This is a genomic window from Pseudomonas sp. VA159-2 (assembly GCF_024126635.1).
Taxonomy (GTDB): domain Bacteria; phylum Pseudomonadota; class Gammaproteobacteria; order Pseudomonadales; family Pseudomonadaceae; genus Aquipseudomonas; species Aquipseudomonas muyukensis.
The window spans coordinates 1-26,377 of record NZ_JAMYBV010000031.1 but is presented as its reverse complement, the minus strand read 5'-3'; the positions used below and the strand labels follow the sequence as shown (position 1 = coordinate 26,377).

Genomic DNA, 26,377 nt, shown 5'->3' with positions numbered 1-26,377 from the left:
GCGTCCTCAGATCACGATCAGGTCGGCTTGCAACGCGCCGGCCTGCTTCAGGGCTTCGAGGATCGCCATCAGGTCGCTGGGCGCCGCGCCGACCTGGTTCACCGCACGGACGATCTCATCCAACGTGGTGCCCGGGCCGAACTTGAACATCGGCTTGGCTTCCTGCTCGGCATTCACCCGCGAGCGCGGCACCACCGCGGTCTGGCCGTTGGAAAACGGCCCCGGCTGGCTGACGATCGGGTCTTCGGTGATGGTCACGGTCAGGCTGCCGTGGGTCACCGCCGCCGGCGACACCTTGACGTTCTGGCCAATGACGATGGTACCGGTGCGCGAGTTGATGATGACTTTGGCCACTGCCTGGCCCGGATCGATCTCGAGGTTCTCCAGGATCGACAGGTAGTCGACACGCTGGCTCGGATCCATCGGTGCGGTCACCCGTACCGAACCACCATCGACCGCCTGGGCGACACCCGGGCCGAGCAGCTCGTTGACCTTGTCGACGATGCGCTTGGCGGTGGTGAAGTCCGGGCGATTGAGGTTCAGGGTCAGGCTGTTGCCCTGGTTGAAGCCGCTCGGCACCGCGCGCTCGACGGACGCGCCGCCGGGAATCCGCCCGGCCGACGGGACGTTGACGGTGATCTTCGAGCCGTCGCGACCCTCGGCGTCGAACCCGCCCACCACCAGGTTGCCCTGGGCGATGGCGTAGACATTGCCGTCGATACCCTTGAGCGGCGTCATCAGCAGGCTGCCGCCGCGCAGGCTCTTGGAGTTGCCGATGGACGACACGGTGATGTCGACCACCTGCCCAGGCTTGGCGAACGGCGGCAGGTCGGCATGCACCGACACCGCGGCGACGTTCTTCAACTGCACGTTGCCCGACCCCGGCGGCACCTTGATGCCGAACTGCGAGAGCATGTTGTTGAAGGTCTGCAGGGTGAACGGCGTCTGGGTGGTCTGGTCACCCGTGCCGTTGAGCCCCACGACCAGGCCGTAGCCAATCAACTGGTTGGCGCGCACGCCGGAAATGCTGGCGATATCCTTCAGGCGCTCGGCATGGGCACCGAACGCGCAGGACAGGAGCAGGGTCGCGGCAATCAACCGCCTAGCGTTGAACATGGTCATCCGTACTCAGAAAGGCCAGAGCGGGCTGATGAAGAAACGGTCCAGCCAACCCGGCTGGCTGGCATCGGCGAACGAGCCGGTGCCCGAATAGGTGATGCGCGCATCGGCCACGCGGGTGGACGGCACGGTGTTGTCGGTGGCGATGTCGTCGGCGCGCACCAGCCCGGCAATGCGCACCAGCTCTTCACCGGTGTTCAAGGTCATCCACTTCTCGCCGCGCACGGCGATGATGCCGTTGGGCAGCACCTCGGCCACGGTGACGGTGATCGAGCCGGTCAGGGTGTTGCCCTGGGTGGCCTTGCTGTCGCCCTTGGTGCTGCGGTCACCGCTGTAGCCGGCTTCCAGGCTCAGGTCGCCGCTGCCCAGCGGGTTGTTGGTGTTGGGCACGGTACCGAACAGCGAGGTCAGGCCAAGGTTGGCCTTGCTGTTCTTCTGGATCTGCGAGCCGGCGTTCTTGCTCGCCGAGGTGCGCTCGTTGAGGGTGATGGTGATGATGTCGCCGACCCGGAACGCCTTGCGATCGGTGTACAGGCTCTGCTCGAAACCGGCCTGGTAGATCGAGCCATTGTTGGCCGCTGCCGGCAGCGGGGTGCGCGGCAGGACCGGCGCATAGTACGGGTCGTTGGGCTTGGGCGTCGGCGCGACGCAACCGGCCAACAACACCACCCCCCCCAGGGCGAATACGGACAACGAACGCATCATGACACTTACCTCACGGTGAAACAGGCGCTGCAACAACGAGCGCAGAGTCAACGGCCCGCGCCAGGCGGGCCGCCAGGGCTTACAGCTGCTGGGTGACGAACGACAGCATCTTGTCGGCGGTGGAGATGACCTTGGAGTTCATCTCGTAGGCACGCTGGGTGGTGATCATGTTCACCAGCTCTTCGACGGTGCTGACGTTGGAGGCTTCCAGGGTCTGCTGCTCGGTGGTGCCGAAGCCGTTCAGGCCCGGGGTACCGACCTGCGGCGCGCCGCTGGCGGCGGTCTCCAGGAACAGGTTGCCGCCGATGGCCTGCAGGCCGGCCGGGTTGATGAAGTCGGCGGTCTGGATGTTGCCGATGATCTGCGCCGCCGGGTTGCCCACGGTGGTGATCGACACGGTGCCGTCCTTGCCGACGGTGAAGGTCTGCGCATCAGGCGGCACGACGATGGCCGGCTCCAGGGCAAAGCCGTTGGCGGTGACGATCTGGCCGTCGGAGTTCAGGTGGAAGGTACCGTCACGGGTGAAGCTCACGGTGCCGTCCGGCTGCAGGATCTGGAAGAAGCCACGGCCGTTGACCGCCATGTCCAGCGGGTTTTCGGTGGTCTGCAGGCTACCGGCGATGAAGCTCTTCTGGGTGCCGACGATGCGCACACCGGTACCGACCTGCAGGCCCGAAGGCAGTTCGCTGTCCTGGGTCGACTGGGCGCCGGGCTGACGCTTGATCTGGTACAAAAGGTCCTGGAACTCGGCACGATCGCGCTTGAAGCCGGTGGTCGAGACGTTCGCCAGGTTGTTGGAGATGACCGCCAGGTTGGTGTCCTGGGCGGACAGGCCGGTTTTCGCGACCCAAAGAGCTGGAAGCATTTAGTGTTCTCCTCGTGCGCCTGTTTTTCGGCACCCGTTCAAATGTGATTAGCCGATTTGCAAGACGCGCGCCATGGCTTCATCGCCTTCCTTGGCCGCGTTCATCATCTTGACGTGCAGTTCGAACTGACGGGACAACGCCAGCACCGAGGTCATCTCCTCGACCGCGTTGACGTTGCTCGATTCCAGGAAGCCCGAGACCACGCGGACATTGACGTCGGCGTCGGCGGGCTGGCCATTGCCGGTGTGGATCATGCCGTCCAGGCCCTTGGTCAGGCCCTTGATGTCCGGGTTGACCAGCTTGATGCGGTCGACCTCGGCCATCACCCGCGGATCCTCGCCCATGGCGCGAATGCTGATGGTGCCGTCGTCGCCCACCTCGACCTGCTGCTCCGGCGGAATGGCGATCGGGCCGCCATTGCCGATCACCGGCATGCCGTTGCCAGCGCGCAGCACGCCCAGGGCATCGATGTTCAGGCTGCCGGTGCGCACGTAGGCTTCGCTGCCATCGGGCGCCTGCACGGCGATGAAGCCCTTGCCGGCCACGGCCACGTCCAGCGGACGGCCGGTCTCGACCAGGGCGCCTTCGCTGAAGTCGGTGGCCGGACGCTCGGTCATGGCGAAGGCGCGCGCCGGAAAGCTGTCGCCGAACACCGGCATCGAACGCGCCTGCTCCAGGTCACGCTGGAAACCGTTGGTGGAAACGTTCGCCAGGTTGTTGGCATGGGCCTTCTGCGCCAACGCGTTCTGGCTGGCGCCGGTCATGGCCACATAAAGCATCTTGTCCACAGCATCTCCTCTACGCGAACCTTGCCGCGCTGTCGTTGGCAAGGATGAAGCAATTATCGAACCAAACTGACAAAGCCCTTTAACACGGGGCTTTCAGGGGCACACGCCAGCGCAAGCGTCAGTTTGTCGGCGAATCGTTGCCGCTGCCGGCAACTGCCGCGTCAGTCGGCGCGACACGCGCCGTTGGTGTAGGGGCCGGAATGGCGCTTCCAGCCCTCCCCTGGGTCGTTGGCCGAGCACATGTAGCGCCCGGTCGCCAGGCTCTGCCACTGGTACCAGGGCGCCGGCGCGGCCTGCAGCGACAGCGCCAGCAACAAGGCGCCGGCAGCCACCAGCATCGACTTGTTCATGACATCAACCTCCTCTGCCAGACGTGAAAAAGCCCCTGCAAGCAGGGGCTCGATCACGCCACGCTCATCAGGTCATCTGGATGATGGTCTGCATGATGGTGCTTTCGGTGGAAATGGTCTTGGCGTTGGCCTGGTAGTTGCTCTGCGCCTTGATCAAGTTGACCAGCTCGCCGGTCAGGTCGACGTTGGAGTCTTCCAGGGAGCTGCCGGCAATACGGCCCAGGGTGCCGGTGTCCGGCTCGCCGATGATCGGCACGCCCGAGGCGTAGGACTCTTTCCAGGCCGTGGCGCCGACCGGGGTCAGGCCTTGCAGGTTGGCGAAGTTGGCAATCACTACCTGGCCGATCACCTTGTTCTGGCCGTTGGTGAAGTTGGCGAACATGTTGCCGCTCTGGTCGACGGTCAGGCCGGCGAGCTCACCGGTGGCGTAGCCATCCTGGTCCTTGGCGGTGGTCGCCGAGGCGGCGTTGAACTGAGTGGTGGCCAGCATGTCCAGGACAACACCACCAGGACGCATGACTGCACCGTTACCAACCCAGGCACCGGCCGCATTCTTCTCGGCAGGCACCCAGTTATCGAGCTTGAAGGTCTTGTCGGCTGCGATGGTCAGACCACCTGTGACAGCACCAACAGGCATGGCCGCCGTATCCAGCTTACCCGCCGACGTAAAGGGCAAAGTGTTTTTCAGTGGCGTAGGCAGGGTCGGGTCGGCCGGGTTACGACCATCGATGGTGGTGTACATGGTCCAGGAGTTGGTGCCGGCATCCTTGACGAAGTACTGGTTCATCTGGTGCTCGTTACCCTGGCTGTCGTACACCGGGGTGTTGAAGGTGTAGTTGTAGCTGTTGACATTGGTCGGGTCGAACGGCGAAACCGTCGGCGCAGTGGCACTGGAATTCAGGTTGACGGTCTCGGAAATGCGCCCGGTCGGCTTCGGCGCCAGGTTCGAGGTGTCGATCTTCAGGTCGGTCAGCACGCCCGGGATCACCTTGCCGTTTTCATCCACCGGATAGCCCTGCAGGTTGGCGCCGCTGGCGTTGACCACGTAGCCTTCCTTGTCGCTGTAGAAGGCGCCGGCACGGGTATAGATGCGCGAGCCATTGTCGTTCAGGGCGAAGAAGCCGTTGCCGTCGATGGCCATGTCCAGCGCCTGGCCAGTGCCATTGATGTTGCCGGGGTTGAACATCTGCGAGACCGCCATGGTCTTCACGCCGCTGCCCACCTGGGTCTTGCCGCCGGCAGTGCCGCGGATCGATTGCGAATACTGGTCGCCGAACTCGGCGCGCGACGATTTGAAACCGGTGGTGGCGACGTTGGCAATGTTGTTGCCGGTAACGTTCAGGGATTTGTTCGCCGCATAGAGACCGCTAAGGCCGATATTGAAAGACATGTACTCGCTCCTTGTGCCGATTCTGCGGCGTTAAATTCCGATGGTGGTGACTTTGGAGATGCCGACTTTGCCGATGCCGGCCAGGTCGAGCATCATCTCGCTGCCATTCTGGAAGCTGACACTGTTGACCTTGGCCGGCAGCAGCGTGGCCAGCGTCTTGGCCTTGCCATCGACCTTGGTCTCGGCGCTGAAGGTGTAGTTGCCCGGATCGACCTTCTCGCCCTTGTCGTTGGTACCATCCCAGATGAAGTCGGCGGTACCGGCTTTCTGCGCGCCCAGCTCGATGGTCTTGACCACGTTGCCGTCCTTGTCCTTGATGGTGACCTTGCCTTCGCTGATGTTCGACGGCACCACGACCTGGCCGTTGAAGCTCTTGGTGGTGTCGACCACGGCCTTGTCGGTCTGCACGATCACCGAACGGCCGACCAGCGAGGTCGCCTGCAGCGCCTGGGACGAACCGATGCCGGTGAGGATGCCGTCAACCGACTCCTTGAGCGACTGGATGCCTTCGAGGCTGCTGAATTGCGCCAGCTGCGCGACGAACTCGCCGTTGTCCTGGGGATCGAGCGGGTTCTGGTTCTTCATCTGCGTCACCAGCAACTGCAGGAACGCGTCCTTGCCCAGCGCGCTGCCGGCCTGGCCGGTGCTGCCGTTGTTCTTGCTGGTGGGCTTTTGCAGTGACTCCAGATAGCCGCTGCCGACCTGGTTATCGGTATTGGTGGTAGTCATTTCGGCTCCCTGCTTACTGACCCAGGGTCAGCACTTTCTGCATCATGTTCTTGGCGGTGTTCATCAGCTCGGCGTTGGTCTGGAACGCACGGCTGGCGGAGATCATGTCGGCCATCTCCTCGACCACGTTGACGTTCGGGTAGTAGACGTAGCCGTCCTTGTTCGCCGCCGGATGGTTCGGCTCGTAACGCGCCTCGAGGTTGCTCTGGTCCTCGATGATGCCCTTGACCTGCACGCCCTGCCCCGCCTCGCCCTGGTCCTCGAACAGCGACTGGCCGGCGCCGGCCTGGGCCTGCTGGAAGGTGGTGGCGAACACCGGATGGCGGGCGCGGTAGGTCTGGTCGATGCTCGAGGAGACGGTCTCGGCGTTGGCGATGTTCGAGGCGACGGTGTTCAGGCGCGTGTTCTGCGCGCTCATGCCGCTACCGGCGATATTGAAGACACTGGCAAGGGACATGGTCACTCTCCACGCAGGGCCGATACCAGCCCTTTGAATTTACTGTTGAGCAGGGTGAAGCTGGCCTGGAAGCCAACGGCGTTTTCCGTGTAGTTCGATTGCTCGATCTGCGCGTCCACGGTGTTCTGGTCGATCGACGGCTGCATCGGCGTGCGGTACTTCAAGGTGTCGTCCATCATCGCCAGGCCCTCGGCCTCGATGTGGCGGCTGTTGGTGCGATCCAGGGCGATACGGCCTTTTTGCTGCTTGTCGGACTCGGCGGCGAGCACCGACGAGAAGTCCATGTCGCGCGCCTTGTAGTTCGGCGTGTCGGCGTTGGCGATGTTGTTGGCCAGCACCTCGGCACGCTGGGCACGGAAGCCCAATGCCTTTTCGTGGATGCCAAGCGCCTTGTCGAAGCTGATGCTCATGTCGGGGAACCTTCGAAGGTTGACCAGAGTGTCGTTGGCTAACGCTAAAGCAAGGGCTGTGCCAACCAAGACAAAGCCTGTCAACCCGGGCCTTTGGCCTGAAACCGCAGGCCGTCGCTGCCAGAAAAGCGGCAAAGTGCTTCCGCTTTGCAGTCGCCAGGCGGCAATCAGGCAGCCACCGAGGCGGCAAAACAAAATATTGACGGCATTCACACCGACGCAATGCTGCACCTGACTCGCCAGCAAGGCGGGTGCCCATGCGTGGAAGACGTGAGATCGACAGGCATAAAAAAGCCGGCATCTCGCGATACCGGCTCCCTTTGCCCTTTGCCACCCGCCTCACTTGGCCTGGTAGATGATCCCCGGACTGCACTGCACCATCTGGTAGTGGTCCGGCAGGCCATTGAGCGCCTCGGACGCGCCCAGGAACAGGTAGCCGCCGGGCTTGAGCGTGCCGTGGATGCGCATGAGGATGTCCTTCTTGACCTGGGCCGAGAAGTAGATCAGTACATTGCGACAGAACACGATGTCGAACTTGCCCAGCGGCGCGTAGCTGTCGAGCAGGTTGTACGAGCGGAACTCGACGCGGCTGCGAATCGGCGGCTTGACCGCCCAACGCCCAGGCCCCTTGGTGTCGAAGTAGCGCTGCAAGCGCTCCTGGGACAGGCCGCGGGCAATGGCCAGGCTGTCGTACTCACCGGTCTTGCAGTTGTTGAGCATGGCGCCGGAGAGGTCGGTGGCGACGATCTGCGCACCCATCTTCAACTGGCCCAGGTTGCTGCGCTCGAACTCGTCGATGGCCATGGAGATGGAATACGGCTCCTGCCCCGACGAACAGGCCGCTGACCAGATACGCAGACGCTGGCCGGGGTTGCCCTTGATGAACTCCGGTATCACCTTGTTCTTCAGCACCTCGAACGGGTAGGTGTCGCGAAACCAGAGTGTCTCGTTGGTGGTCATGGCATCGACCACCTGCTCGCGCAGGCCACCGCGTGGCTGGGTCTGGATGCGCTGCACCAGTTCGCCCAGCGACTTGATGCCCTGCTGCTCCATCAGCTTGTTGAGACGGCTGGAGACCAGGTACTGCTTATTCTCGCCCAGCAGGATGCCACAGGCTTTCTCCAGGAAGACCCGGAACTGTTCGAAATCCAAATTACCCGTAGACAATGCTGCCGCCTCTTTTTATATGTCGCTTGCGCCGGGGCACGCCCCGGCCGTTTCAATGTGCCGCCTTGATCCGATCGACCACGCGCTGGGCAAGGTCGTCCGGCTTGAACTTGGCCAGAAAATCGTCGGCGCCGACCTTCTTGACCATGGCCTGGTTGAATACCCCAGACAGCGAAGTATGCAGGCAGATGTGCAGTTTTTGCATGCGCGGGTCACTGCGAATCTCCGCCGTGAGGGTATAGCCGTCCATTTCCGGCATTTCAATATCGGAAATCATCATGAGGAACTCCTCCTCCGGACGCTTGCCTTCGTCCACCAGCTTGCGCAGGTAGTCCAGGGCCTGGCGACCGTCGTTGAGCGCCACGACCTCGACCCCCACCGTCTGCAGGCAGCGGCTGACCTGCTTGCGCGCCACCGACGAGTCATCGACCGTCAGCACCCGCAACAGCACCGCCTTGTCCTGCACCTCGGCATCGATCACCCCTTCGGACACCGACTCGGACGACGGCGCCACCTCGGCCAGCACCTTCTCCACGTCGATGATCTCGACCATGCGGTTGTCGACCCGGGTGACCGCGGTCAGGTAGTGATCGCGCCCGGTACCCTTGGGTGGCGGATGGATCTCTTCCCAGTTCATGTTGACGATGCGCTCCACCGAGTGCACCAGGAACCCCTGGGTCTTGGTGTTGTACTCGGTGATGATGACGAAACTCTTGCGCGTCTCTTCCTGCAGGCCCGGCAAGCCGGTGGCCATCGACAGGTCGAGGATCGGGATGGTCGCCCCGCGAATGTTGGCCACACCGCGCACCACCGGATGGGACTTGGGCAGCAGTGTCAAATCCGGGCACTGCAGCACCTCGCGGACCTTGAACACATTGATGCCGTAGAGCTGGTCGCCATTGAGGCGAAACAACAGCAGCTCCAGGCGATTCTGCCCCACCAGCTGCGTGCGCTGGTTGACCGAATCCATCACTCCAGCCATGCCGGACTCCTTCAACGATTGCCTATGTACCAAGTCGGCACGGGCTTTGCTTTTTTGAGCGCCATGTACACGAAAACGACATTTTTCCGACGACTGACGCGCCTGCTGACCGGTTCCCTGGCCGCATTGTGCCTGATGGTACCCGGCACCCAGGCGCTGGCGGACGCTTTTACCTTGCCTGAACAGCTTATCGGTGTCACTCAAGGGTTTCTTGAATTCACCGTGGAGGATTATCTGGCCACCACCCAGACCCAGGGTCGCTACGAGATCCAGGTGAACAAACTCGACCCGCGCCTGCGCATGCCGCAGTGCAGCCAGCAGTTGGACGCCTCGCTGGAAGGCTCCACGCCACTGGGGCGGGTGACGGTCAGGGTGCGCTGCGACGGCGCGGCGCCCTGGACAGTATTCGTGCCGGCCCAGGTGCGCCTGCTGCGCGACGTGGTGGTCATGACCCGGCCACTCAAGCGCGACAGCGTCATCGGTGAAGGCGACGTGGCCCTGCGCGAGCGCGATGTCGGCAGCCTCGGCCAAGGTTACCTGACCCAGCTGGACCAGGCGGTGGGCCTGAAATTGCTACGCCCGACGGTGGTCGACCAGTTGCTCACCCAGCAACACCTGGAGCAGGCCGAGGTGGTGCGCAAGGGCGATCATGTTGTGATCGTCGCCCGCAGCGGCAGCCTGAGCGTGCGCATGCCCGGCGAAGCGCTGGACAAGGGCGGCCTGCAAACCCAGATCCGGGTGCGCAACCTCAACTCCAAACGGGTGGTCAAGGCCAGGGTGACAGGGCCCGGGCAGGTCGAGGTGGCCATGTAATCCTGGCTGCAAGACCATGACGCAAAGCTGGCGGTGAGGAACCGAGGGCCCTAAACTGTGTCAGAAATCGGGTTGCGCAAGCCGCGCTTTGCGCCAGTGTGGTTTTCCTGGCTAAAGTTTTCTTCGGGTTGGCCGAAAACCAGGCATGCGTCCTAATACCCAGGGGTTCTGATCATGGTCATCGACTTTAGTCGCTTGAATAATTCTCCGTCCATTACCGGCGGCGTTCGCGGCAATGCCGCGCCAGGCACCGCCGAAAAAGCCGGCGAAGCCAGCGAGGCGCCCAAACGCGCCAGCGGAGAAGCGGTACATCTGAGCCCTGAGGCCCAGCAATTGCAGAAGATCAGCGACAAGCTGCGCGATCAGCCGACCGTCAACAGCGCCCGCGTGGCCGAGTTGAAACAGGCCATCGCCGACGGCAGCTACCAGGTCGATGCCGACCGGGTCGCCAGCAAACTGCTTGATTTCGAAGCCCAGCGCTGACCTTCAGGCGCGCTGACTTCAAGGACGCAACACGCCAAGAGTTAGCCATGCACGACATCACTCTGCTGCAACTGATCGAAAACGACATCGCGCCCACGCAGGAACTGCTCGAGCTTCTGCAAAACGAAGCGATAGCCCTGCACGGCCGCGACATGGTGGTGCTGGAGCAGATCCTGGCCCGCAAGCAGTCGTTGATCATCTTGCTCGAGCAGCAGGGTCGGCGCCGCAGCCAACTGCTCGCCAGCCTCGGCCTGAGTGCCGATCGCGCCGGCGCGCAAGCCCTCGCGGCCCAGTCGAGCAATGGCCAGGCGATCCTCGCCCGGCTCGACGAGCTGAGCCAATTGATGGACGCCTGCCAGCAGGTCAACGCGACCAACGGCCAGATCATCCAGGTGCAGCAGCACGTCACGGCCAACCAGGTCAGAATCCTTCAGGGCGGCGATTCTCCGTCGCTCTACGACAGCCGTGGCGGTACCTCGCCGATGGCCAAGCCCCGGGCGATCAGCCAAGTGTGATTAGTGGTATCAAGGCACGGAACATACTGGCAAAATGCCGTTAATTGCGTGTGTCGTTTTTGCCTGGAGATTGAAAACCCGTGTTCAACGAATCCGATGCTCCCCAGCCACCGAAGGTGCTGAGCACTCCTTTGGAGATTGCGGCCAACCTGCGCCAGCTGCTGGAGAGCCACGACCCGCTGATCATCAGCTTCCATGAACGCAGCCAGCGCTTCCAGAGCTACGTGGTGCATGTCGACCGCGAGGCCGGGGTACTGGCGCTGGACGAGATGATCCCGCGTGACGGCGAAAAGTACATCGAGAACGGCGAAGCGTTTCGCATCGAAGGCTTCCATGACGGCGTGCGCATTGCCTGGGAAAGCGACATCCCGCTGACCATCAGCGAGATCGACGGCCACCGCTGCTACCGCGGCCCGCTGCCCACGGAAGTCACCTACCATCAGCGGCGCAATGCCTTCCGCGCCGCGCTGAAGCTGTCGCAGCTGGTCGACGTGACCCTCGACGGCACCCACCTCAAGGGTAACGGCGCCCTGCGCGGCAAGCTGCTGGACATCTCCGCCACCGGCTGCAAGCTGCGCTTCGAAGGCAACGTCGAAGACCGCCTGCAACTGGGCCAGGTCTACGAGCGTTTCAAGGCCGGCAACCCGCTGGGGCTGGCCGATACCATGGTCGAGCTGCGCCACCTGCATTTCGAGGAGCGCATCAACACCACCTTCGCCGGGGTCCGCTTCCATAACCTCAACGGCCAGGCGCAGCGCAAGATCGAGAGTTTCGTCTACCAGCTGCAGCGCGAAGCGCGGCGGTTCGACAAGGACGACTACTAAGAAAAACGCCACCCTCGGGTGGCGTTTTCGCTCAACGGGCTTGCTCGACACTCAAGGTGATCGACGCGATCGGTGTAGCAGCCGGTGTCGCCGGCACCGGTTCGCCAGCAAAGCTGGCTTGTACGGGACGGGGTGCTGCGCAAACGTGTAGGAGCCGGCCTTGCCGGCGAACACCGGCAAAGCCGGTGCCATCCACCGTGTGGCCTGGTTCGCCAGCAAGCGCCTGCGGCTTCGCGAGCGCATTCAAGTCCTGACCTCCTCGGCACCAGCCGGCGCTCCTGAAACACCCTTGTCTTCCTCTTCGGTATCCTCCGCCGCCACCGGCGCCTGCATCACCTCCTGCACGGTCTGTTCATCGACCCGCGGGTCGAGCGCCGCCGACAACGGCGAGCCTGCCGCCGGCATCGCCACGTGGCCGAGCGGGGCATCCTGGACCTGGTGCAAGCCGGTCACCGCCTTCGGCCGGATTCGCCACACCAGCACCAGCGCAAAGAACAGGAAGAAGGCATACAGCATCTGCGCGCCGAACAGCTTCATCAGCACACCGGCAGCCAATGGCCCGATGCAGGCACCAACGCCGTAGGTCACCAACAGCATGGCCGTCAGCGACACCCGCCGCTCGCTCTCCACATGGTCGTTGGAGAACGCCACCGCCAATGGATACAGGCAGAACTGCAACAACGAAATGACAAAGCCGATGCCGAACAGCAACGCCAGCGGCACGCTCGGCAGGATGGCCAAGGGCGCCGACGCCAGCGCCAGGCCACTCGCCACGCTACGGATCAGCAGCGCGCGATCATAGCGATCGGAGAGCCAACCCAACGGCCATTGCACCACCAAACCGGCGAAGATGCAGCTGCCCATGAACAAGCCGATCTGCTCGGTGGACAGCCCCTGGTTGGCTGCATACAGCGGCGCCAGGCCATAGAAGGAGCCGACGATCAAGCCCGAACCCAGCACCGTGGACAACGACTGCGGCACCCGCTTGATGAAGAACTTCGGCTCCATCGGCGCCGGGCGCAAGGGCGCGGGGTGGATGCGCCGGGTCATGGCCACCGGCACCAGGCACAAGGCAAAGCACATGGCCACCAGCATCAGCAGTTCCGGCCCCAACTGCGGGTGCACCACCAGGATCAATTGACCGAGCACCAGGCCCAGGTAGGAGGCGATCATGTAGCCGCTGAACACCGCCCCGCGATGCTTGGCATCGGCCTGTTCGTTGAGCCAGCTCTCGATGACCATGTATTGGCACATCATGCCCAGGCCAACGATCATCCGCAGCCCGACCCAGGCCGGCAGCCAACTGGTCAAGCCGTGGCCAAGCACCGCCGCGCCGACGATACCGGCGCAGGTGGCGTAAGCCCTGATATGCCCCACCCTGCCAATCAACCGGTGGCCAATCTTGCCGCCCAGGGCCAGGCCAAAGTAGTTGGCAGCCATCAGCGCACCCACCCACAGGCTGTCGACATGGTCGGCGGCCAGGCGCAATGCCAGGTAGGTACTGAGCAAGCCTGAGCCGATCAACATCATCAAGGCAGCGAAATACAGCGACTGAAACGGCTTCCAGATAGTGCGCATACGTCCCGTCGGGCTCCTTCGTCAGGTGGCGTGGGGTGCAGAGCTAGCATAAGAGCAAATCATCGACCGCGCAGGCCCCAAACCGCGAAATACGCCGCTGACGGCGCGCCCGCTACAGGTTGTGTCGCGCTCAGGCCTGCGCTGCCAGCACGCGCCGCTCCCACGGCGTGATTTCGTCGAAGAAGTCGGCCAGCTCGAGGGTCTTGGTGGCGATGTAGCCTTCGATGAACTCATGGCCGAACAGTTCCCGGGCCAGGGCACTGTGCTTGAGGCGCTGCAGGGCCGCATGCAGGGTGCAGGGCAGGCTCAGGTGCTCGGGTACCTCGAACTCGCCCTGGATGGCCGCGGCCGGCACGATCTGCCGCTCGATGCCATGCAGGCCGGCAGCCAGGCTCGCGGCGATCGCCAGGTAGGGGTTGGCATCGGCGCCCGGCAAACGGTTCTCCACCCGTCGCGCCGCCGGCGCGCTGGCGGGGATACGCAGGCCGGCGGCGCGGTTGTCCTCTGACCAGCAGGCGTTGTTGGGCGAGGCGTACGGGTGGCACAGGCGCTGGTAGGAGTTGACGTTGGGCGCGAACAACAGGGTGAAGTCGGCCAGGCAAGCCTGCAAGCCGCCGATGAAATGGTGAAAGGTATCGGTCGGGGCGCCGTGTTCGTCGCTGAACAGGTTACGCCCGCTGCTGCTGTCGACCAGGCTCTGGTGAATATGCATCGAGCTGCCGGGTGTGTGTGCCAGGGGCTTGGCCATGCATACCACGGTCAGGCCGTGCTTGAGCGCGACCTCCTTGAGCAAGTGCTTGAACAGGAAGGTCTGGTCGGCCAACAGCAGCGGGTCGCCGTGCAGCAGGTTGATCTCGAACTGGCTGACGCCCATCTCGTGCATGAAGGTATCGCGCGGCAGGCCCAGCGCCGCCATGCAGCGGTACACCTCGTTGAAGAACGGGCGCAGGCCGTTGTTGGAACTGACGCTGAACGCCGAATGGCCCATTTCCCGGCGCCCATCCTTGCCCAACGGCGGCTGGAACGACTGGGTCGGATCGGTGTTGGGCGCGAAGACGAAGAACTCCAGCTCGGTGGCCACCACCGGCGCCAGGCCGCGTTCGGCATAGCGGGCGAGCACCGCCTTCAGCTGGCCGCGGCTGGACAACCCCGACGGCCGGCCATCGAGCTCGACCGCATCGCAAATGGCCAGGGCACGGGGCTCGTCGCTCCAGGGCAGGCGGTGAACCTGCGCCGGGTCAGCCACCAGCGCCAGGTCGCCGTCGTCGCTGCCGTAGAACTTCGCCGGCGGATAGCCGCCCATGATGCATTGCAGCAACACCCCGCGCGCCATCTGCAAGCGCCGACCTTCGAGGAAACCCTCGGCAGTCATCACCTTGCCGCGGGCGACGCCGTTGAGGTCGGGGGTGACGCATTCGATTTCATCGATGCCCTGCAGCTGCTGGGCCTGGTGATGCGGGCCTGCGGTCGTCATGACGCTGTCCTTGTTGTTGTGTTGGCATGCCGGGGTGGCGATGAACACAACATAGGCCGTGGGTGTTTAAAATATCAAGCACCCAGCGTGCCGGAGCCGCCATCGCCGCCTTCTGCGCGCCTCAAGGTTCACGCAAGGTCATGCCATTGGCCGGCAACGGCAACGCGGTCTTGTAGCGCACCTGCTTCAACGCGAAGCTGGAGCGGATATTGGCCACCCCCGGCAAGCGCGTCAGGTAGTCGAGAAACCGCTCCAAGGCCTGGATGCTTGGCAGCAACACCCGCAGCAGGTAATCCGGGTCGCCCGTCATCAGGTAGCACTCCATCACCTCCGGGCGCTCGGCGATCTCTTCCTCGAAGCGATGCAGCGACTGCTCCACCTGCTTCTCCAGGCTGACATGGATGAACACATTGACGTCCAGCCCCAATGCCTCGGGCGACAGCAAGGTGACCTGCTGACGAATCACCCCCAGCTCCTCCATGGCCTTGACCCGATTGAAGCACGGCGTGGGCGAGAGGTTGACCGAGCGCGCCAGCTCCGCGTTGGTGATGCGGGCGTTTTCCTGCAGGCTGTTGAGAATGCCGATATCCGTACGATCCAACTTACGCATGAGACAAATTCACCTGGTTTTTGTGTTTGTGCGGAATGTTTATCTTCCTCGCCGGGCAAAGGCAACGAACTTGAGAGAAAAATTCTCCGGCCATCCCCCTATGATGTAAAAGACGCTGACTTGCCAGTCACAAGCCGGTACTCAGCGGCGGCCGCTTCAAAGCTCACAAAAACAACATTCGAGCGAGCGTAAAAAGCAATGAACGAGTACGCCCCCCTGCGTCTGCATGTGCCCGAGCCTACAGGCCGGCCAGGCTGCCAGACCGATTTCTCCTACCTGCGCCTGAACGACGCCGGTTCTGTGCGTAAACCGCCCATCGATGTCGAGCCCGCCGATACCGCGGACCTCTCCTACAGCCTCGTGCGTGTGCTCAACGAGCACGGTGACGCCGTTGGCCCCTGGGCCGAGGGCATCGACCCGCAGGTGCTGCGCCAGGGCATGCGCGCCATGCTCAAGACACGTATCTTCGACAGCCGCATGGTAGTCGCCCAGCGCCAGAAGAAAATGTCCTTCTACATGCAGAGCCTGGGCGAGGAAGCCATCGGCAGCGGTCAGGCCCTGGCCCTGAACCGCAGCGACATGTGCTTCCCCACCTACCGCCAGCAGAGCATCCTCATGGCCCGCGACGTGTCGCTGGTGGACATGATCTGCCAGCTGCTGTCCAACACCCGCGACCCCCTCAAGGGCCGCCAGTTGCCGATCATGTACTCGGTGCGCGAAGCCGGCTTCTTCACCATCAGCGGCAACCTCGCCACCCAGTTCGTCCAGGCGGTCGGCTGGGCCATGGCCTCGGCGATCAAGGGCGACACGAAAATCGCCTCGGCCTGGATCGGCGACGGCGCCACCGCCGAGTCCGACTTCCACACCGCGCTGACCTTCGCCCACGTCTACCGCGCCCCGGTGATCCTCAACGTGGTCAACAACCAGTGGGCGATCTCCACCTTCCAGGCCATCGCTGGGGGCGAGTCGACCACCTTCGCCGGCCGTGGCGTGGGCTGCGGCATCGCCTCGCTGCGGGTCGACGGCAACGATTTCATCGCCGTCTATGCCGCCTCGCGCTGGGCCGCCGAACGCGCCCGCCGTGGCCTGGGCCCGACGCTGATCGAATGGGTCACCTACCGCGCCGGCCCGCACTCCACTTCGGACGACCCGTCCAAGTACCGCCCGGCCGACGACTGGAGCCACTTCCCGCTGGGCGACCCGATCGCTCGCCTCAAGCAGCACCTGATCAAGGCCGGCCACTGGTCCGAGGACGAGCACCAGGCGGTCAGCGCCGAGCTCGAGGCCGAGGTGATCAAGGCGCAGAAGGACGCCGAGCAGTTCGGCACCCTGAGCAACGGCCATATCCCCAGCGCCGCCTCGATGTTCGAGGACGTGTACAAGGAAATGCCCGATCACCTGCGCCGTCAGCGCCAGGAACTGGGGGTCTGAGATGAACGATCACAACAACAGCATCCATCTGGAAAACGCCATGTCCACCACCACCATGACCATGATCCAGGCCCTGCGCTCGGCCATGGATGTCATGCTCGAGCGCGATGACAACGTGGTGGTCTATGGCCAGGACGTTGGCTACTTCGGCGGCGTGTTCCGCTGCACCGAAGGCTTGCAGACCAAGTACGGCAAGTCGCGCGTGTTCGACGCGCCGATCTCCGAGAGCGGCATCGTCGGCACCGCCGTGGGCATGGGCGCCTACGGCCTGCGGCCGGTGGTCGAGATCCAGTTCGCCGACTACTTCTACCCCGCCTCCGACCAGATCGTCTCGGAGATGGCCCGCCTGCGCTACCGCTCGGCCGGCGAGTTCATCTCGCCGCTGACCCTGCGCATGCCCTGCGGCGGCGGCATCTATGGCGGCCAGACCCACAGCCAGAGCCCCGAGGCGATGTTCACCCAGGTGTGCGGCCTGCGCACGGTGATGCCGTCCAACCCCTACGACGCCAAGGGCCTGCTGATCGCCTCGATCGAGTGCGATGACCCGGTGATCTTCCTCGAGCCAAAGCGCCTGTACAACGGCCCGTTCGACGGCCACCACGACCGTCCGGTGACGCCGTGGTCCAAGCACCCGCACAGCGCGGTGCCGGACGGCTACTACAACGTGCCGCTGGACAAGGCGGCGATCACCCGTCCGGGCAACGACGTCACCGTGCTGACCTACGGCACCACGGTGTATGTCTCGCAAGTGGCGGCCGAGGAAAGCGGCGTCGACGCCGAGGTCATCGACTTGCGCAGCCTCTGGCCGCTGGACCTGGAAACCATCGTCGCGTCGGTGAAAAAGACCGGCCGCTGCGTGATCGTCCACGAGGCCACCCGCACCTGCGGCTTCGGCGCCGAACTGGTGTCGCTGGTCCAGGAGCACTGCTTCCATCACCTCGAGGCGCCGATCGAGCGCGTCACCGGCTGGGACACCCCCTACCCCCACGCACAGGAATGGGCGTATTTCCCAGGCCCTTCACGGGTAGGCGCGGCATTGAAACGGGTCATGGAGGTCTGAATGGGCACGCACGTCATCAAGATGCCGGACATTGGCGAAGGCATCGCGCAGGTCGAGTTGGTGGAATGGTTCGTCAAGGTCGGCGACCTGATCGCCGAGGACCAGGTGGTGGCCGACGTCATGACCGACAAGGCCACCGTGGAAATCCCCTCGCCGGTTGCCGGCAAGGTACTGGCCCTGGGCGGCCAACCAGGTGAAGTGATGGCGGTCGGCAGCGAGCTGATCCGCATCGAGGTCGAAGGCAGCGGCAACCATGTCGACACGCCGCAGGCCAAGGCTATGGAGCCGGCACCCGCGCCGGTGCAGGTGGCCAGCCAGCCGGCGCCGCGCCTCGAGGCGCAACCTCAGCCTGGCGCCCAGCCTACGGCGGCGCCGATCGTGCCGCGCGAGGCCCACGACAGGCCGCTGGCTTCCCCCGCCGTGCGCAAGCGCGCGCTGGATGCCGGTGTCGAGTTGCGCTACGTGCATGGCAGCGGCCCGGCCGGGCGCATTCTGCATGAAGACCTCGACGCCTTCATCAGCAAGCCGCAGAGCAGCGTCGGCCAGGCCCCGAGCGGCTATGGCAAGCGCACCGACAGCGAGCAGGTGCCGGTGATCGGCCTGCGCCGCAAGATCGCCCAGCGCATGCAGGACGCCAAGCGCCGCGTCGCCCACTTCAGCTACGTCGAGGAAATCGACGTGACCAACCTGGAGGCCCTGCGCCAGCAGCTCAACGCCAAGCACGGTGAAAGCCGCGGCAAGCTGACCCTGCTGCCGTTCCTGGTGCGCGCCATGGTCGTCGCCTTGCGCGACTTCCCGCAGATCAACGCCACCTACGACGACGAAGCCCAGGTCATCACCCGCCATGGCGCGGTGCACGTGGGCATCGCCACCCAGGGCGACAACGGCCTGATGGTGCCGGTGTTGCGCCATGCCGAAGCCGGCAGCCTGTGGAGCAACGCCAGCGAGATCGCCCGGGTGGCCCATGCCGCCCGCAACAACAAGGCGAGCCGCGAGGAACTGTCCGGCTCGACCATCACCCTGACCAGCCTCGGCGCGCTGGGCGGCATCGTCAGCACGCCAGTGGTCAACACCCCGGAAGTGGCGATCGTCGGTGTCAACCGCATGGTCGAGCGGCCCATGGTGATCGACGGCCAGATCGTCGTGCGCAAGATGATGAACCTGTCCAGCTCGTTCGACCATCGCGTGGTCGATGGCATGGACGCCGCCCTGTTCATCCAGGCCGTGCGCGGCCTGCTGGAACAACCTGCCTGCCTGTTCGTGGAGTGACCATGCAACCGATCATCGACACCACCCTGCTGATCATCGGTGGCGGCCCCGGCGGCTACGTAGCCGCCATCCGCGCCGGGCAACTGGGCATCCCCACCGTGCTGGTCGAAGGTCAGGCACTGGGCGGCACCTGCCTGAACATCGGCTGCATCCCCTCCAAGGCGCTGATCCATGTCGCCGAGCAGTTCCACCAGGCCAGCCGTTACACCGAGCCATCGCCACTGGGCATCAGCGTATCGTCGCCACGCCTGGACATCGGCCGCAGCGTCGAGTGGAAGGACGGCATCGTCGATCGCCTCACCAGCGGCGTCGCCGCGCTGCTGAAAAAGCATGGCGTGAAGGTGATCCACGGCTGGGCGAAGATCCTCGACGGCAAGCGCGTCGAAGTCGATGGCCAGCATATCCAGTGCGAGCACCTGCTGCTGGCCACAGGTTCCAGCAGCGTCGAACTGCCGATGCTGCCGATCGGCGGGCCGATCATCTCGTCCACCGAGGCCCTGGCGCCCAAGGCATTGCCCCAGCACCTGGTGGTGGTCGGCGGCGGCTACATCGGCCTGGAGCTGGGCATCGCCTACAGCAAGCTCGGAGCCAAGGTCAGCGTGGTGGAAGCGCGCGAGCGCATCCTGCCGACCTACGACGCGGAACTCACCGCGCCGGTGGCCGACTCGATCAAGAAACTCGGCATCGCCCTGTACCTGGGCCACAGGGTCGAAGGCTATGCCGACGGCTGCCTGCTGGCCAGCGACGGCCAGGGTGGCCAACTGCGCCTGGAAGCTGACCAGGTGCTGGTGGCCGTGGGCCGCCGTCCGCGCACCAAAGGCTTCGGCCTGGAAAGCCTGGACCTGAAGATGAACGGCGCGGCCATCGCCATCGACGAGCGCTGCCAGACCAGCATGCGCAATGTCTGGGCCATCGGCGACGTGGCCGGCGAGCCGATGCTGGCGCACCGGGCCATGGCCCAGGGCGAGATGGTCGCCGAGATCATCGCCGGCAAATCCCGGCGCTTCGAACCCAGCGCCATCGCTGCGGTGTGCTTCACCGACCCAGAGGTCGTGGTCGTCGGCAAGACCCCGGAGCAAGCCAGCCAGCAGGGCCTGGACTGCATCGTCGCGCAGTTCCCCTTCGCCGCCAACGGCCGGGCCATGAGCCTGGAATCGAAGACCGGCTTCGTGCGGGTGGTGGCGCGCCGCGACAACCACCTGATCCTTGGCTGGCAAGCCGTGGGGGTGGCAGTGTCCGAGCTGTCCAGCGCCTTCGCCCAGTCACTGGAGATGGGTGCGCGCCTGGAGGACATCGCCGGCACCATCCATGCTCACCCGACCCTCGGCGAGGCGGTACAGGAAGCGGCACTGCGGGCCCTGGGGCACGCACTGCATATCTGAGTCACTTGAAGCGGCAATTTGGCCCGCGGCGCCCCAGGCGCCGCGGGTCTTTTTTTAACATCGTCCATCGCCTCGCCTGGTTCGCCAGCAAGCTGGCGCCTACGGGGCGGGGTGCGCCGCAAACGTGTAGGAGCCGGCCTTGCCGGCGAACACCGGCAAAGCCGGCGCCATTCATCGTGTCACTCAGCCACGGCATTCTTGCCATCGGCCTTGGCCCGGTACAACGCCTGGTCGGCCCGTTCGAGCAAGCGCGCGGCGTCGTCACCCTCCTGCCATTGCACCACGCCATAGCTCATGGTCAGCTGGCAATCACCGATCGCCGCCATCGGCCCCATCGCCTGGCGAATCGCCACGGCCAGCGCACGGGCCTCGCCAAGGTCGCTACCCGGTAGCACCACCGCGAACTCGTCCCCGCCCCAGCGCGCCAACAAGTGCTGAGGCCGCAGGCAGGTGCGGATGCGCTCGGTCACCTCGATCAACGCAGCATCGCCCCGGGCATGGCCATGGCGGTCGTTGATCGGCTTGAAGTCATCCAGGTCCATGGCGATCAAGGCCAATGGCTCACGAAAACGGCCGGCGCGCTCGCATTCCTGCTGCAAGGTCTTTTCCAGACAATAGCGGTTGGCGGTGCGGGTCAGCGCATCGCGTTCGGCAAGTTCACGGTTCTCGTCCAACTGCCGCTGCAATTGCTGGTTGACCCACGACAGCTCGCGGGTGCGCTCGGCGACCTGGGTCTCCAGCGACTGGTTGCGCTGTTCCAGGCCCGCCACCAGGCGCTTGCCGGCATCGATATTGCGGTGCGCGCCCAGCATGCGGGCCACCGAGCCATCCGGGTTGCGGGCAATGATATGACCGCTGTCCTCGATCCACAGGTAGCTGCCGTCCTGGCAGCGGCATCGATACTCGATGCGGTAGCGCTCGTTGCGCTGGTTGATGTAGGCCTCGAAATGCGCCATCACCCGCGGATAGTCCTGCGGGTGGATCACGCTCTCCCAGGTCAGCACCGAGTTGGCCATGGAATGACTGGCATAGCCCAGCATCGCGTACCAGCCGGGGTTGCGGTAGACATAACCGCTGTTGGCATCCCAGTCCCAGATGCCATCGCTGATCAGCTCGAACAAGGTGTGCAGTTGCTGTTCGGTAAACTCCGCCGGAATCGGCTTGATTGCCTGACTCATGGACGCTCTCCTTGGTATCCAGCAACTGCGCCCCGGTCACGGTGCTGCCGACATTCATGATAATTGCCGCAGGCGGCAATCCTGTTCCTCTCGCGGGCAAGCATATTCCGTGCACACAGCCTCCGGAATAGCCCGAACGCTCTATTTCATTGCGCATGGCGCACTGGCACAGCTTTTGCCACTTTCGTCCGGTCCTTTGCTTCAAGTCCATGGAGGAAACCATGCTTATCAATGCAACCGGCCTGGGTTGGCACAACGTGCAGCAGCACTACAGCAGCAGCGAACAGCCAGCCTTCCAGGGCATCCCCGCGACCGGCAAGGCCGACGCACAGCAGCACAGCCAAGGCAGCACAGCGCAACAAGGTGCAGGAGACAACGGCAAGGAGGCGTTTGCCAAGTTGATGGCCAAGCTGCAGAACCCTCGCGCCGACGCTACAAGCCAGGCCCGCACGGCCAAGCAGGAAGCCCCCGATGCCCTGCAGGAGTTCCGCGACTACATGGCCAAGTCACCGGCGCAGAAGATCAAGGAGAAATTGCTCCAGGAACTTGGCCTGACAGCGCAAGAGTACGATGCCCTGCCGCCGGAGCAGAAGCTTAAGATCGACAAGCAGATCGCCCTGCGCATCAAGGAAGACACCGAGCTGAAGATTCAGGCTCGTCTTGCACAGCAGCAGTATCGCGCCCAGGCTCCAGGCAGCGTGGCTGAGGTGGCGAACAAGACGACCGAGCAGGACATCGAAAAACGCTATTCCCCTACCCTTTGAGCAATCGACGGTGCGATGAACAGGCGGGGAAAATCTGAAGATGGCGTCCCAGGCAGGATTTGAACCTGCAACCTTCCCCTTAGGAGGGGGATGCTCTATCCAATTGAGCTACTGAGACATGCGAGCCGCCAGCGGAGCCTGTACGGCGGGACGGCAAGCATGTTAACCAGCATGCCGCCGTTTGTCATGCCTCAATCGGGCAAATTGCATGTCGGTTTTTGCGCAAGGCTCAAGCGGATTATCCCCTGCTCGTCGAGCAAGCAGAGCAAGGCGCGCAACGCTTCTGCCAATGTAGCCGAATTGTCCAGCACATGGACGTCGGCATCATAAGCTTGCAGGCGGGCGTTGCGGGCCAGTCGCTGCTCGATATCCTCGAGGCTTTCCCGCCCCCGGGCGAGCAAACGCTCGCGCAAGACCTGGGGCGATACCGCCAGGCCCACCGCCAGCAGGTCGGGATAACGGCGCCGAGCGGCTGCCAGGTGACCGCGGGAACCGTTGATCAGCACCGACTTGCCGGTGCCAAGCCAACGGTCGACCTGGATGGGAATGCCATAGCGCAGGCCATTGGCCTGCCAATCCAGGGCAAACGCCCCGGCGTCGTGCATGGCCTGAAACTGCGCCTCGCTCACGCCGTGGGCGTCTTCGCCCTTGGCCTCGGCCGAGCGGGTGATGACCCTGCGGGCCACTTCTACCCCACGCGCGCGCAATGGCTCACGGGCGGCATCGATCAGGGAATCTTTTCCCGCGCCAGACGGTCCTATGAGCAATATAACCCGTGCCCTTGAGATCATCCCGTTGCTTGCGTCATATTGCATAGCCACTATGCTCAATGTGAAGGAAACCCGCAAATTGTAAGCTTTTCCCTCGGCGTTTGTTGCTTATTACCAGATTTTGACGACAAACGTCTGACACTGCCGACCACGGATGTATGTGAAACTTTTCAAACCAGTGCTCATTTCTGATAATTGGTACTGGCAAAAAGCCTTTATCCGGCTCACTATTTGTCACAGAATTGACGCCAAGGAAACGGCGACCACGAGGCAAGATGAACACCCAAAATCACATCACGGTTGAACATTTTGTCGTCGCCGCGGTCGTACTTCCACCGTGCGGCCAATTTGAGAACCGCTTCCCCTGAACCAGAACAACCGGTCAATTTATATGCGCCCAATGAAACAGGCTATCTATTCGAGCCGCACCGCTGACAAGTTCGTCGTTCGCCTGCCAGACGGGATGCGTGAGCGCATTGCCGAGGTAGCGCGCAACCATCACCGCAGCATGAACTCCGAGATCATCGCACGCCTGGAACAAAGCCTTATCCAGGAAGGTGCGCTGGGCGACGAGCTGAGCATGCGCCTGGACAGCCCAGAGCTCAGCCTGCATGAACGCGAGCTGCTGCAGCGCTTCCGCCAACTGTCTCACCGCCAGCAGAACGCCCTGGTCGCCCTCATCGCTCACGATGTGGAAATGGCCGCCGACGCGTCCTGATCGCGCTTTACCGCCGCACACGAAAAAGCCAGCGCAAGCTGGCTTTTTTGTGGGTGCTGCCTTCTGCCTTGGCTTCTGCAGCGGCCTTGTCGGAGCGCCGGGCCGGTCGCAATGGGCTGCTACGCAGCACCAGGGCTTGCAGAACTGCCGGGGCTGCTCGCGCAGCCCTTTCGCGACACAAGGCCGCTCCTACAGGGATCGCACAGTCTTCAAGACTGCGTTGTACTGCTGCTGCAAAGGCTGCGGCAACAGCCTCAGAGCAGGAACACCGTGGCCAGCCCCAGGAAGATGAAAAAGCCGCCGCTGTCGGTCACCGCAGTGATCATCACGCTGGAACCCATGGCCGGGTCACGACCCAGGCGGGTCAGGGTCATCGGGATCAGCACCCCCATCAAGGCGGCCAGCAACAGGTTGAGGGTCATCGCGGCAGTCATCACCAGGCCCAGCGACCAACTGCCATACAGCCAGAACGCCACCGCGCCTATCACCCCACCCCAGATCAGGCCATTGAGCAGCGAAACCGCCAGCTCCTTGCGCATCAGACGGCTGGTATTACCGGGCGATACCTGGTCCAGGGCCATGGCTCGGACGATCATGGTGATGGTCTGGTTACCCGAGTTGCCACCGATACCCGCCACGATCGGCATCAGCGCGGCCAGGGCGACAAGCTTTTCGATGGAACCTTCGAACAGGCCGATTACCCGCGACGCCACGAAGGCAGTGATCAGGTTGATAGCCAGCCACGCCCAACGGTTGCGCAACGAACGCCAGACCGAGGCGAAGATGTCTTCCTCTTCGCGCAGACCCGCCATGTTCAGCACTTCGCTTTCGCTCTCCTCACGGATCAGGTCGACCATCTCGTCGATGGTCAAACGACCGATGAGGCGGTCGCTCTTGTCCACTACCGGCGCGGAAACCAGGTCGTAACGCTCGAACGCCTGGGCGGCATCGTAGGCATCTTCCTCGGGGTGAAAGGTCACCGGGTCATTGGCCATGACCTCCGCGACTTTCTTGTCCGGGTCGTTGACCAGCAATCGCTTGATCGGCAGCACACCCTTGAGCTTGCCGTCGTAGTCGACCACGAACAGCTTGTCGGTATGCCCCGGCAGCTCCTTGAGCCGGCGCAGGTAGCGCAACACCACTTCGAGGCTGACGTCCTCACGGATGGTCACCATCTCGAAGTCCATCAGCGCGCCGACCTGCTCCTCGTCATAGCTCAGGGCCGAACGCACGCGCTCGCGCTGCTGTGCATCGAGGCTTTCCATCAGCTCATGAACAACGTCGCGCGGCAGCTCCGGTGCCAGGTCGGCGAGTTCGTCGGCGTCCATTTCCTTGGCGGCGGCCAACAGCTCGTGATCGTCCATGTCGGCGATCAGGGACTGGCGAACGGCGTCGGAAACTTCAAGCAGAATATCGCCGTCGCGGTCCGAGCGGACCAGCTGCCAGACCGTCAGGCGGTCTTCCAGCGGCAGGGCTTCGAGGATGTAGGCGATGTCGGCCGGGTGCAGGTCATCGAGCTTGCGCTGCAACTCGACGAGGTTCTGGCGATGGACGAGGTTTTCCACCAGGTCATGGTGGTGACCTTCCTGACGGTGGGTCAGGTCCTCGACGACCCGCTGGCGCTGCAGCAGTTCGATCACCTGGGCCAGGCGATCCTGCAGGCTTTCCTGAGCTTTCTTTACTTCGATTTCGGTCATAGGCGAACTCCACTCCCAGCAGCGGAGCACGCCGGGAGAATCAATCGGTCAGATCTTGCGGTATGAAGCGCGTTAAGGAGTAACTACTGGGTAAGTCCATGGTGGGATTCCACAAGCCCCGGCGGGGCTGACGGGCGCAATCATACACTGTGTAAGCTGTCGGATCGCTTAAATTTTTTGGCCAGAACAATCGTTTGCGCGATAAAGCTATGACAACGCTCGAAGCCACCAGTGCGACGGTGGGCCTGGCGGAAAAAGCACATCGCATTCAGTGCCCCGAACAATTCGCGCCGACCTCGTCCTGTAGGAGCCAGCCTTGCTGGCGAACCAGGCGACACGATGGTTGGGCACCGGCTGCGCCGGTGTTCGCCGGCCAGGCCGGCTGCTCCACAGACCGCCAGACCTCTACAAAAAGCGTAGATGCACATCTGCGACAATTCCGTACGCCAGAAAAACAAAAAGCCCGCTCAAATGAGCGGGCTTCTTGATATATGGCGGACTCAGCAGGATTCGAACCTGCGACCGCTCGGTTCGTAGCCGAGTACTCTATCCAGCTGAGCTATGAGTCCGTAGGTGGTAGTTTTAGACCAGATTACCACTGGCGGATGAAGCTGCCTTGCAAGCAAAGCCACTTCAAAAGTGGCGGACTCAGGAGGATTCGAACCTCCGACCGCTCGGTTCGTAGCCGAGTACTCTATCCAGCTGAGCTATGAGTCCGTGGGGTAGTTTTAGACCAGGTTACCACTGGTTGATTGAAGCAGCCTTGCAGGCAAAGCCACTTCAAAAGTGGCGGACTCAGGAGGATTCGAACCTCCGACCGCTCGGTTCGTAGCCGAGTACTCTATCCA

The 26,377-nt window shown here is 63.5% G+C and carries 27 protein-coding genes and 3 tRNA genes; 10 read left to right on the top strand and 20 right to left on the bottom strand.

Translation table 11 applies throughout. The annotated features are described in order from the left end of the window. Window positions 1–6 precede the first annotated feature (6 nt). The 11 genes from NJG22_RS21845 to NJG22_RS21795 all read right to left on the bottom strand — a co-directional run bounded on the left by NJG22_RS21845 (window position 7) and on the right by NJG22_RS21795 (window position 8,963). Window positions 7–1,122, bottom strand: coding sequence for a flagellar basal body P-ring protein FlgI (locus NJG22_RS21845; protein ID WP_253097693.1), 1,116 nt, complete (start codon window positions 1,120–1,122; stop codon window positions 7–9). A 6-nt stretch (window positions 1,123–1,128) separates the two neighbouring features. Then, a complete protein-coding gene (flgH, locus tag NJG22_RS21840) occupies window positions 1,129–1,824 on the bottom strand; it encodes a flagellar basal body L-ring protein FlgH (RefSeq protein WP_253097692.1) in 696 nt (231 codons plus the stop codon). A 79-nt stretch (window positions 1,825–1,903) separates the two neighbouring features. Beyond that, window positions 1,904–2,689, bottom strand: coding sequence for a flagellar basal-body rod protein FlgG (gene flgG / locus NJG22_RS21835; protein WP_253097691.1), 786 nt, complete (start codon window positions 2,687–2,689; stop codon window positions 1,904–1,906). 48 nt (window positions 2,690–2,737) lie between these two features. Next, window positions 2,738–3,478, bottom strand: coding sequence for a flagellar basal body rod protein FlgF (locus tag NJG22_RS21830; protein WP_217849043.1), 741 nt, complete (start codon window positions 3,476–3,478; stop codon window positions 2,738–2,740). A 161-nt stretch (window positions 3,479–3,639) separates the two neighbouring features. Further along, window positions 3,640–3,828, bottom strand: coding sequence for a hypothetical protein (locus NJG22_RS21825; protein WP_134690853.1), 189 nt, complete (start codon window positions 3,826–3,828; stop codon window positions 3,640–3,642). Between the two features lie 67 nt (window positions 3,829–3,895). Beyond that, complete coding sequence (gene flgE, locus NJG22_RS21820; protein WP_253097690.1) at window positions 3,896–5,218, bottom strand: flagellar hook protein FlgE; 1,323 nt, start codon at window positions 5,216–5,218, stop codon at window positions 3,896–3,898. A gap of 30 nt (window positions 5,219–5,248) precedes the next feature. Then, window positions 5,249–5,947 carry a flagellar hook assembly protein FlgD gene (flgD, locus tag NJG22_RS21815; RefSeq protein ID WP_253097689.1) on the bottom strand — a complete coding sequence of 233 codons (699 nt, stop codon included), beginning with the start codon at window positions 5,945–5,947 and terminating at the stop codon, window positions 5,249–5,251. Between the two features lie 13 nt (window positions 5,948–5,960). Further along, a complete protein-coding gene (gene flgC / locus NJG22_RS21810) occupies window positions 5,961–6,404 on the bottom strand; it encodes a flagellar basal body rod protein FlgC (RefSeq protein ID WP_104445064.1) in 444 nt (147 codons plus the stop codon). 2 nt (window positions 6,405–6,406) lie between these two features. Next, window positions 6,407–6,814 carry a flagellar basal body rod protein FlgB gene (flgB, locus tag NJG22_RS21805; protein ID WP_253097688.1) on the bottom strand — a complete coding sequence of 136 codons (408 nt, stop codon included), beginning with the start codon at window positions 6,812–6,814 and terminating at the stop codon, window positions 6,407–6,409. Window positions 6,815–7,153: 339 nt separating this feature from the next. Further along, window positions 7,154–7,981: a protein-glutamate O-methyltransferase CheR gene (gene cheR / locus NJG22_RS21800; protein ID WP_217849049.1), complete on the bottom strand. Its 828-nt coding sequence runs from the start codon at window positions 7,979–7,981 to the stop codon at window positions 7,154–7,156. Between the two features lie 52 nt (window positions 7,982–8,033). Then, complete coding sequence (locus tag NJG22_RS21795) at window positions 8,034–8,963, bottom strand: chemotaxis protein CheV (protein WP_104445061.1); 930 nt, start codon at window positions 8,961–8,963, stop codon at window positions 8,034–8,036. A gap of 63 nt (window positions 8,964–9,026) precedes the next feature. Here NJG22_RS21795 and flgA point away from each other — a divergent pair, with 63 nt between their 5' ends. The 4 genes from flgA (at window position 9,027) to NJG22_RS21775 (ending at window position 11,598) form a co-directional block, all read left to right on the top strand. Continuing rightward, a complete protein-coding gene (flgA, locus tag NJG22_RS21790) occupies window positions 9,027–9,776 on the top strand; it encodes a flagellar basal body P-ring formation chaperone FlgA (RefSeq protein ID WP_104445060.1) in 750 nt (249 codons plus the stop codon). A 174-nt stretch (window positions 9,777–9,950) separates the two neighbouring features. Continuing rightward, entirely contained in the window at window positions 9,951–10,259 is a 309-nt protein-coding gene (gene flgM / locus NJG22_RS21785) for a flagellar biosynthesis anti-sigma factor FlgM (RefSeq protein ID WP_253097687.1), read from the top strand. Window positions 10,260–10,306: 47 nt separating this feature from the next. Then, on the top strand, window positions 10,307–10,774 hold the full coding sequence (locus NJG22_RS21780) for a flagella synthesis protein FlgN (RefSeq protein WP_217849055.1): 468 nt from the start codon (window positions 10,307–10,309) through the stop codon (window positions 10,772–10,774). A gap of 80 nt (window positions 10,775–10,854) precedes the next feature. Further along, a complete protein-coding gene (locus NJG22_RS21775; RefSeq protein WP_253097686.1) occupies window positions 10,855–11,598 on the top strand; it encodes a flagellar brake protein in 744 nt (247 codons plus the stop codon). 243 nt (window positions 11,599–11,841) lie between these two features. Here NJG22_RS21775 and NJG22_RS21770 read toward each other — a convergent pair whose 3' ends face one another. The 3 genes from NJG22_RS21770 to bkdR form a co-directional block, all read right to left on the bottom strand. Then, window positions 11,842–13,176 carry an MFS transporter gene (locus tag NJG22_RS21770; RefSeq protein ID WP_253097685.1) on the bottom strand — a complete coding sequence of 445 codons (1,335 nt, stop codon included), beginning with the start codon at window positions 13,174–13,176 and terminating at the stop codon, window positions 11,842–11,844. 130 nt (window positions 13,177–13,306) lie between these two features. Beyond that, window positions 13,307–14,548 carry a glutamine synthetase family protein gene (locus tag NJG22_RS21765; protein ID WP_253097713.1) on the bottom strand — a complete coding sequence of 414 codons (1,242 nt, stop codon included), beginning with the start codon at window positions 14,546–14,548 and terminating at the stop codon, window positions 13,307–13,309. Between the two features lie 223 nt (window positions 14,549–14,771). After that, on the bottom strand, window positions 14,772–15,260 hold the full coding sequence (gene bkdR / locus NJG22_RS21760; RefSeq protein WP_217849063.1) for a Bkd operon transcriptional regulator BkdR: 489 nt from the start codon (window positions 15,258–15,260) through the stop codon (window positions 14,772–14,774). A gap of 198 nt (window positions 15,261–15,458) precedes the next feature. Between bkdR and NJG22_RS21755 the strand changes: the two genes are divergently transcribed. Genes NJG22_RS21755 through lpdA form a run of 4 tightly spaced genes read left to right on the top strand, consistent with a single transcriptional unit; the run spans window position 15,459 to window position 20,402 of the window. Then, complete coding sequence (locus NJG22_RS21755; RefSeq protein ID WP_253097684.1) at window positions 15,459–16,691, top strand: 3-methyl-2-oxobutanoate dehydrogenase (2-methylpropanoyl-transferring) subunit alpha; 1,233 nt, start codon at window positions 15,459–15,461, stop codon at window positions 16,689–16,691. Window position 16,692: 1 nt separating this feature from the next. Next, window positions 16,693–17,751 (top strand): alpha-ketoacid dehydrogenase subunit beta, encoded by a 1,059-nt coding sequence (locus tag NJG22_RS21750; RefSeq protein WP_217849067.1) that lies wholly within the window; start codon window positions 16,693–16,695, stop codon window positions 17,749–17,751. After that, window positions 17,752–19,020 (top strand): dihydrolipoamide acetyltransferase family protein, encoded by a 1,269-nt coding sequence (locus NJG22_RS21745; protein ID WP_253097683.1) that lies wholly within the window; start codon window positions 17,752–17,754, stop codon window positions 19,018–19,020. 2 nt (window positions 19,021–19,022) lie between these two features. Next, a complete protein-coding gene (lpdA, locus tag NJG22_RS21740) occupies window positions 19,023–20,402 on the top strand; it encodes a dihydrolipoyl dehydrogenase (RefSeq protein WP_253097682.1) in 1,380 nt (459 codons plus the stop codon). A gap of 179 nt (window positions 20,403–20,581) precedes the next feature. Here the strand turns inward: lpdA and NJG22_RS21735 are convergent, their stop codons facing one another. Next, on the bottom strand, window positions 20,582–21,580 hold the full coding sequence (locus tag NJG22_RS21735; RefSeq protein WP_253097681.1) for a sensor domain-containing diguanylate cyclase: 999 nt from the start codon (window positions 21,578–21,580) through the stop codon (window positions 20,582–20,584). A 221-nt stretch (window positions 21,581–21,801) separates the two neighbouring features. Here NJG22_RS21735 and NJG22_RS21730 point away from each other — a divergent pair, with 221 nt between their 5' ends. Further along, entirely contained in the window at window positions 21,802–22,344 is a 543-nt protein-coding gene (locus NJG22_RS21730; RefSeq protein WP_253097680.1) for a hypothetical protein, read from the top strand. Window positions 22,345–22,385: 41 nt separating this feature from the next. Here NJG22_RS21730 and NJG22_RS21725 read toward each other — a convergent pair. Both NJG22_RS21725 and phnN read right to left on the bottom strand, forming a co-directional pair. After that, window positions 22,386–22,462 (bottom strand) — tRNA-Arg (locus tag NJG22_RS21725). Between the two features lie 73 nt (window positions 22,463–22,535). Continuing rightward, a complete protein-coding gene (gene phnN, locus NJG22_RS21720) occupies window positions 22,536–23,159 on the bottom strand; it encodes a phosphonate metabolism protein/1,5-bisphosphokinase (PRPP-forming) PhnN (protein ID WP_253097712.1) in 624 nt (207 codons plus the stop codon). Between the two features lie 346 nt (window positions 23,160–23,505). Here phnN and NJG22_RS21715 point away from each other — a divergent pair, with 346 nt between their 5' ends. Continuing rightward, window positions 23,506–23,832 (top strand): Arc family DNA-binding protein, encoded by a 327-nt coding sequence (locus NJG22_RS21715; protein WP_003254499.1) that lies wholly within the window; start codon window positions 23,506–23,508, stop codon window positions 23,830–23,832. 254 nt (window positions 23,833–24,086) lie between these two features. Here the strand turns inward: NJG22_RS21715 and mgtE are convergent, their stop codons facing one another. The 3 genes from mgtE to NJG22_RS21700 all read right to left on the bottom strand — a co-directional run bounded on the left by mgtE (window position 24,087) and on the right by NJG22_RS21700 (window position 26,246). Beyond that, on the bottom strand, window positions 24,087–25,529 hold the full coding sequence (mgtE, locus tag NJG22_RS21710) for a magnesium transporter (protein ID WP_253097679.1): 1,443 nt from the start codon (window positions 25,527–25,529) through the stop codon (window positions 24,087–24,089). A gap of 492 nt (window positions 25,530–26,021) precedes the next feature. Then, window positions 26,022–26,098 (bottom strand) — tRNA-Arg (locus NJG22_RS21705). A 71-nt stretch (window positions 26,099–26,169) separates the two neighbouring features. After that, a tRNA-Arg gene (locus NJG22_RS21700) sits at window positions 26,170–26,246 on the bottom strand. Window positions 26,247–26,377: the final 131 nt, after the last annotated feature.

Coding starts and splice junctions, on each gene's coding strand:
- NJG22_RS21845 (WP_253097693.1), bottom strand. CDS start 1,122: ATGACCATGTTCAACGCTAGGCGGTTGATTGCCGCGACCCTGCTCCTG.
- flgH (WP_253097692.1), bottom strand. CDS start 1,824: ATGATGCGTTCGTTGTCCGTATTCGCCCTGGGGGGGGTGGTGTTGTTG.
- flgG (WP_253097691.1), bottom strand. CDS start 2,689: ATGCTTCCAGCTCTTTGGGTCGCGAAAACCGGCCTGTCCGCCCAGGAC.
- NJG22_RS21825 (WP_134690853.1), bottom strand. CDS start 3,828: ATGAACAAGTCGATGCTGGTGGCTGCCGGCGCCTTGTTGCTGGCGCTG.
- flgE (WP_253097690.1), bottom strand. CDS start 5,218: ATGTCTTTCAATATCGGCCTTAGCGGTCTCTATGCGGCGAACAAATCC.
- flgD (WP_253097689.1), bottom strand. CDS start 5,947: ATGACTACCACCAATACCGATAACCAGGTCGGCAGCGGCTATCTGGAG.
- flgC (WP_104445064.1), bottom strand. CDS start 6,404: ATGTCCCTTGCCAGTGTCTTCAATATCGCCGGTAGCGGCATGAGCGCG.
- flgB (WP_253097688.1), bottom strand. CDS start 6,814: ATGAGCATCAGCTTCGACAAGGCGCTTGGCATCCACGAAAAGGCATTG.
- NJG22_RS21795 (WP_104445061.1), bottom strand. CDS start 8,963: ATGGCTGGAGTGATGGATTCGGTCAACCAGCGCACGCAGCTGGTGGGG.
- flgA (WP_104445060.1), top strand. CDS start 9,027: ATGTACACGAAAACGACATTTTTCCGACGACTGACGCGCCTGCTGACC.
- flgM (WP_253097687.1), top strand. CDS start 9,951: ATGGTCATCGACTTTAGTCGCTTGAATAATTCTCCGTCCATTACCGGC.
- NJG22_RS21780 (WP_217849055.1), top strand. CDS start 10,307: ATGCACGACATCACTCTGCTGCAACTGATCGAAAACGACATCGCGCCC.
- NJG22_RS21770 (WP_253097685.1), bottom strand. CDS start 13,176: ATGCGCACTATCTGGAAGCCGTTTCAGTCGCTGTATTTCGCTGCCTTG.
- NJG22_RS21765 (WP_253097713.1), bottom strand. CDS start 14,548: ATGACTGCCGAGGGTTTCCTCGAAGGTCGGCGCTTGCAGATGGCGCGC.
- bkdR (WP_217849063.1), bottom strand. CDS start 15,260: ATGCGTAAGTTGGATCGTACGGATATCGGCATTCTCAACAGCCTGCAG.
- NJG22_RS21755 (WP_253097684.1), top strand. CDS start 15,459: ATGAACGAGTACGCCCCCCTGCGTCTGCATGTGCCCGAGCCTACAGGC.
- NJG22_RS21750 (WP_217849067.1), top strand. CDS start 16,693: ATGAACGATCACAACAACAGCATCCATCTGGAAAACGCCATGTCCACC.
- NJG22_RS21745 (WP_253097683.1), top strand. CDS start 17,752: ATGGGCACGCACGTCATCAAGATGCCGGACATTGGCGAAGGCATCGCG.
- lpdA (WP_253097682.1), top strand. CDS start 19,023: ATGCAACCGATCATCGACACCACCCTGCTGATCATCGGTGGCGGCCCC.
- NJG22_RS21735 (WP_253097681.1), bottom strand. CDS start 21,580: ATGAGTCAGGCAATCAAGCCGATTCCGGCGGAGTTTACCGAACAGCAA.
- NJG22_RS21730 (WP_253097680.1), top strand. CDS start 21,802: ATGCTTATCAATGCAACCGGCCTGGGTTGGCACAACGTGCAGCAGCAC.
- phnN (WP_253097712.1), bottom strand. CDS start 23,159: ATGCAATATGACGCAAGCAACGGGATGATCTCAAGGGCACGGGTTATA.
- NJG22_RS21715 (WP_003254499.1), top strand. CDS start 23,506: ATGCGCCCAATGAAACAGGCTATCTATTCGAGCCGCACCGCTGACAAG.
- mgtE (WP_253097679.1), bottom strand. CDS start 25,529: ATGACCGAAATCGAAGTAAAGAAAGCTCAGGAAAGCCTGCAGGATCGC.